Here is a 5,223-nt window from a genome sequence, read left to right on the forward strand (position 1 = left end):
CCGTCAGGTTCCAGGCCGTCCTGACCATCACCATCATCTGCGAGTGGCTCTGACCGGGCTTATGAAACACGCCTTAGTCGCCTGTCCGTCCGGGTCTGAGAGTCCGGCGGCGTTCAGCGGTCGTTCGATGCCGACGAGTTCGAGCAGGTCCACCGTGCGTACGCGGTACGAGATCCCGATGCGCAGCACCGGGCACGGAAACGCGTTCCGCCTTGCCAACTCGTACGCTTTCGTCCGGCCGAGGCCAACCGCGCGAGCGGCGGTTGTCAGATCGACCATTGCGGGTAGTTGCAGCAGCTGGTCCTGGCTGAGTGCGCTGGTGATCACTGGCCTGTTCCTTTGCGGAGGGGTAGACGCCTGTGGCGTCCGGCTGGAGAGGCACCGTCTGGTATGCCTCGACACGACCCTCGGGCTTCGGGGTTTCCTGGTGCGCTACCGCTACCGCTACGGGTAGCGGATCGGTCATGGGCGACGATGACGCGACTGTGGGGTGCCCCACCTCGATGAAGCAGACCCGGGCAACTCGCGTAGAGACTGGATGGTTGGTCAGAGCACGTGGCCCTGGGTGTGGTCCCGTTCGAAGACAACTGGCGCTGGCGCGGCAGCGGACCGGGGCGCCAGCGGGTCGGCAGCGGTGTTCGACGCGATCATCCGGAGGCGTGCTGCCGCAAGTCGGGCTGCTTTCGCCTGATGAAGGCTGTTCTGAGCTTCGCGGAACTCAGCGAGATTGTCCGCGATCATTGACATGCGCAGGACCAGTTGCAGGGCTGCGGCGGTGTCGTCGTTGCTCGTGAGCCGGCCCATCGCCGCGATGAGTCGGGACATGGCCCGAAGATGGCCCGCCTCCGGGTGGAGATGCCTGAGACGGCGTTGGTGCGGTTCCCGGGCTGCTCGATCGAAGGTTTCCGAAGCCTCGGTCAGGGGGCCGCTTTTGCGGCCTTCGAACGCGCGCGCTGTGGACGCGAGAAGGTCGGCGGCGGCCTCGGCGAGGGACGCGATGTCGTGTTCGCCGCTCGCCGGATTCGCCGCCTCGAAATAGTGGGCGCTGCTGGTTGCAGAGGCTGTTGCCCGCCGGAAGGCGTTTGTTCGGTGTCGGACGCCGGGACGTCCGAGGCGCTGAGTGCCCTCGGGTGGCGTTGCGCAGGGACCTGTAGTCCAGCGTTGGCGGAGCCGGGGGAGGGTGAGGTCCGGAGCGAGTCGGCCGCCGCCGTACCAGACGGTGTCGCCGGCGTTCGTGTGGTGGTCGGGGAGCCCGACTGCGTAGCCGGTGACCTCGTCCGGGTTGATCGTGCTGTGTCGAAGTCGTACGAGAAGGCCTGCCGCCTGGAGCCGGTTGACGAAGTCGTTCTCGTCAGTCGCCGCAGCTGCGGCTGCACGTACCTCGCGGCGGAGCCGGTCGCGGGGGATTTCTGCTTTGCCCTGCCAGCGGGACTTGTTCTGCTCCGCGGCGGTGGGCCGGCGGTGGCTGGTGTGGTCGACCGGGCCGACCTGGTATAGGCCGTAGCGTTGTTCGAGGTCGCGGGCGGCCGTTTGTGCCTTGAGGCGTTCGTTCCAGGCCCAGGCCGTTTCGCCGTCCTGTCGGACGAGTGTGGCCACGATGTGGATGTGGTCGTCGGCGTGGCGTACGGCCACCCATCGCACAGCGTCCGGGTCCCCATGCGGGGCGATGCCGACGGCGGCGACGATCTCGGCCGCGATGTGCGCCCATTGGCTGTCGCTGAGGACCCGGTCGGTGATGTGGTTTCGGACGGAGGCGTGCCAGACGAACTTTTGTGGCGGGTTCCTGCCGGCCCGTACGGGCTGTTCGAGCAGGCGGGCCAGGGGCCGGATGTCGTGGCGCCCGGAGGCGTGGGTTGGGGGTTCCAGCGAAGGTAGCTGGCTGGGGCCGGACCATGCGGCGATGAGGTGGGGGTTGACGTGTTCCTCAGCCTTCCCGGGCCCGAACAGGTAGCGGAGCAGGCCGCCTACGTTCGTGCCGCGGGGATGGATGGCGGGGATCAGGGCAGCCGCCGGTCGATGTCGGCCACGAGGGCGTCGAGTCTGTCGAGTGCCTGCACGCACCGCTTGACGGCGTGGTCGAGCCAGATCGGCGCTTCGCCGGTGGCGTTGAGCGCTGCGGTGGCTTGGTTGAGGTTGGTGCCGGTGCGCGTGATAGCGGTCCGTGCAGCGAAGAGTTCCCGCTGCATGGCGGCGAGTTCTGCTCGGGTGACGCCGGTTCCGGCGATCAGGGCGCCGGGGGCGGTGGTGCTCCTGGCGGCGGCCAACGCGGCGTCGGCGCAGAAGCCGGTCGGGGTCAGCCCGGCACGGTTCGCGGCGGTCACGACGTCGCTGTGCTCGGCCTCGTCGAGTCGGAGGTTGATCCGTTGCCGCCGGCCCGGAAACTGATGACGCCGGTCGGCACCACGTGGGCTCGGCGTGTCGCCGGTCGCTGTTCGCGTACGGGTGTCCACCGTCGTCGCCTCCGCTTCGCACATTCTTGCGTCCGAACGTGCGACGGCGGGGTTATCGGCGACGCTACGGGTAGCGATTTGGCAGAACTCTGCTTCCGGTTCCGCTCGGCCGTGAGGTGGAAGCAAGAGTCCGCGACCGGAAGCGAACGTGCCGGACCTGCCGGCTGCGGAAGCGGAACCAGTCGGAACCGCTTCGGTGCGAGGTGTGGCAACTTGCCCTCGAAAGCGGAAGCCTGCCGGAGGGTTGGCGTGGCTGCTGTCGGCGCGCGACGTGGTCGCGTTACTTGTCCACTGACCCCGCTGGGTCAGTGCTCTTGTCGGTTGCCTGATGTGCCGACCGCGCTCGGTCGGCACATCAGGTGACCGGTACTACAACTTGCTTGGACCGCCTCCCGGCCGCGCCGCCGACGTTGGCCTGGCCCCCTGTCGCGTCCGCGAGAACCTTGTGGAGTCCGGACCTACATTGTGCATGATCTTGTGGAGTCCGGATTTACCTTGTGGGGCGAACAAGAGCAGGCATCGACGATGGTGCAGAATCCCCCGGCATGAATGTCGATCTTCCGGGCGAGCCGGCGGCGGTGCCGACTCGCAACCGGGTACGGGTGCCGGCTGGCCGGTCGTACAGGGTGCACGTCCGGCTGACCGCTGAGGAACTGCGTGATGTGGCGGCGGCTGCGGCGCGGGCGGGGCTGACGCCGACCGGATACACCGGAGAGGTCGCGGTCGCTGCTGCCCGCGGCGGCGTCGAGACGGCGGCGACCGGTCCGAGCCGGGCTGAGCTGGCGCGGGTGCAGCGGGATCTGTTCGCCGCCCGCACGGCGCTGGTCTGTGCCGCCGATGCGCTCGACGTCGGGCGGGCTCCGTCGGCCGGGGGTGACGTCGCGGCTTGCGCTGCGGTGGTGGCGCGGCTGGACGCGGTGGCCGAGCGGCTGCATGGGCTACTTCGACGGGTCGCGGCGTGATCCCGCGGGTCCGGCCGCGTGGCGCGGATGTGCGCGAGGTGCTGCGGTATTTGCTGGGGCCCGGTGAGTACGGCGAGCACCGGGATCATCGGTTGGTGGCAGCGTGGGCGGCGGCCGCGGTTGGCGGGGTGGCCGGTTTGCCGTCGGCGTCGTCCCCCGGCGCGGTGGGCCGGCTGGCTGGTCTGCTGGAACAGCCGGTTTTTGCCGGGGTCAACCCGCCGGCCAAGCCGGTGTGGCACTGCTCGGTGCACAACCACTCGGACGATCCGATGCTGTCCGACGAGCAGTGGGCGCTGGTCGCGGCCACGTTCCTTGATGGGGTCGGGTTGGCCCCCGTCGGGGATCTGGCCGCGGTGCGGTGGGTGGCGGTGCGTCACGGTGGCGACCACGTTCACTTGGTCGCCACGCTGGTACGCCAGGACGGCCGTACCGTCTGGCCACGCCACGATTACCGCCGCTGCCAGAGCGTGGCCCGGGAGTTCGAGGAACGCCTCGGGCTGCGTCCGGGCACCCGGACGCCGGCCGCGTCGGGAGTCAGGCATGGGTGAGGCGACGCTGCGGCCAGTGTCGGGCGGGGTGAGCGGTGACCCGCTTGGCGAGTTCGAGGTCGGCTACGTCGGCCTCGACGGCATCGAGCACCGCATTCCGCTGGCAGACGCCTGGTCGGTGCGATTCGAGCGGTGCCGCCCGGCTCGGCGGTTTCCCCAGTACAAGGGGCAGAAGCACTTCCCCGGTCGGTGGTGGACGGCGACGATGGGCCATCACGTCGGCTACGAGTCGTGGCTGGAACGCGACCACCTGATGCTGCTGGACTACGACCCGGCCGTGGTCGCAGTGGCCTCCCAACCGTTCTGGCTGTTCTGGGCCAACGAGCAGGGCAAAGTCCGCTCGCACGCCCCGGACTACTTCGCCCGGCTGGCCGACGGCGGCGCCCGTGTGGTCGACTGCCGCCCGCTCGAGCGGATCAAACCGAAGGACGCCGTGAAGTTCGCCCAGACTCGGACGGCCTGCGAGCAGCTCGGCTGGGACTACCGTGTGGTCGGCGCACTGGATGCGATCCTGGTCCGCAACGTGCGTTGGCTGGCTGGCTACCGGCACCCCCGTCACGACCTGCCGGCGGTGGCTGCCGCGCTGCGGCAGGTGTTCGTCGAGCCTGGTGCGCTGCTGGCCGGCGCGGAGGCGGTCGGTGATCCGATCGCGGTGCTGCCGGTGCTGTTCCACCTGCTCTGGCGCCACGCCCTGCACGCGGACCTGTCCATACCGCTGCACCCGGACGCCGTCGTCACCGCGGAGGTGGCTGGGTGACGACGCGGTCGGTGCTGCGCCCGGGTGACTGGGTGCACTTCGACGGCGGTGAGCACCAGGTGGTGGGACTGGCCGGAGCGTCGGTGCGGCTGCGCTCGGAGGTCGGCGGCGCCGACCAGGTGGTGCTGGCCGGGCACCTGATGGCGTCGCCCGACTTCACGGTCATCGACGGGCGCCCGGCACCGCAGGTGGAGCCAGTGGGGCTGCTTGACGCGTTGCCTGAGAACGTGCTCGCCGCGGCCAAGCAGTGGGAACGCCACATCGTGGAGGTCGAGACCGGGCTGCCGCCGCACGCACCGCTCGATGCGACGCCGAGACCGGAGTACGACCCGGCGAAGCACAGCCTGGCCGAGCGGCAGCGGGCCAAAGGCGCGGAGCTGGGCGTCAGCTACCGCACGGTCGAAAACCGGCGGCTGCGCTACACCGCTCAGTGCGTGTTTGAGATGAGGTTGGTCAGGTCCGGTTGAAGGTGCGGCGGGCTTGTCGGTGTGCCGGTTGACCACGGG

7 protein-coding genes are annotated in these 5,223 nt (G+C 69.7%); 4 read left to right on the top strand and 3 right to left on the bottom strand.

Annotated features, from left to right (window positions below):
* Window positions 1–33: 33 nt before the first annotated feature.
* From FF096_RS26970 to FF096_RS26055, 3 genes are all read right to left on the bottom strand, one after another.
* Complete coding sequence (locus FF096_RS26970) at window positions 34–327, bottom strand: helix-turn-helix domain-containing protein (RefSeq protein WP_230462997.1); 294 nt, start codon at window positions 325–327, stop codon at window positions 34–36.
* 219 nt (window positions 328–546) lie between these two features.
* Window positions 547–2,061: a relaxase/mobilization nuclease domain-containing protein gene (locus FF096_RS26050; RefSeq protein WP_230462998.1), complete on the bottom strand. Its 1,515-nt coding sequence runs from the start codon at window positions 2,059–2,061 to the stop codon at window positions 547–549.
* Window positions 1,998–2,450 carry a hypothetical protein gene (locus FF096_RS26055; RefSeq protein WP_230462999.1) on the bottom strand — a complete coding sequence of 151 codons (453 nt, stop codon included), beginning with the start codon at window positions 2,448–2,450 and terminating at the stop codon, window positions 1,998–2,000. Before FF096_RS26055 ends, FF096_RS26050 begins: the two co-directional genes overlap by 64 nt.
* A gap of 545 nt (window positions 2,451–2,995) precedes the next feature.
* On the opposite strand from FF096_RS26055, the gene FF096_RS26060 reads away from it, so the two are divergent.
* From FF096_RS26060 to FF096_RS26075, 4 genes are read left to right on the top strand one after another with little or no spacing between them, the layout of a single operon-like run.
* Window positions 2,996–3,412, top strand: coding sequence for a hypothetical protein (locus FF096_RS26060; RefSeq protein ID WP_155222195.1), 417 nt, complete (start codon window positions 2,996–2,998; stop codon window positions 3,410–3,412).
* Complete coding sequence (locus FF096_RS26065) at window positions 3,409–3,960, top strand: relaxase/mobilization nuclease domain-containing protein (protein WP_309223932.1); 552 nt, start codon at window positions 3,409–3,411, stop codon at window positions 3,958–3,960. The genes FF096_RS26060 and FF096_RS26065 overlap by 4 nt, the downstream gene beginning before the upstream one ends.
* Window positions 3,953–4,717: a TnsA-like heteromeric transposase endonuclease subunit gene (locus FF096_RS26070; RefSeq protein WP_155222196.1), complete on the top strand. Its 765-nt coding sequence runs from the start codon at window positions 3,953–3,955 to the stop codon at window positions 4,715–4,717. The genes FF096_RS26065 and FF096_RS26070 overlap by 8 nt, the downstream gene beginning before the upstream one ends.
* Window positions 4,714–5,184: a hypothetical protein gene (locus tag FF096_RS26075; protein ID WP_230463000.1), complete on the top strand. Its 471-nt coding sequence runs from the start codon at window positions 4,714–4,716 to the stop codon at window positions 5,182–5,184. Before FF096_RS26070 ends, FF096_RS26075 begins: the two co-directional genes overlap by 4 nt.
* Window positions 5,185–5,223: the final 39 nt, after the last annotated feature.

This window comes from Micromonospora sp. CP22 (assembly GCF_009712475.1).
GTDB lineage: Bacteria > Actinomycetota > Actinomycetes > Mycobacteriales > Micromonosporaceae > Micromonospora.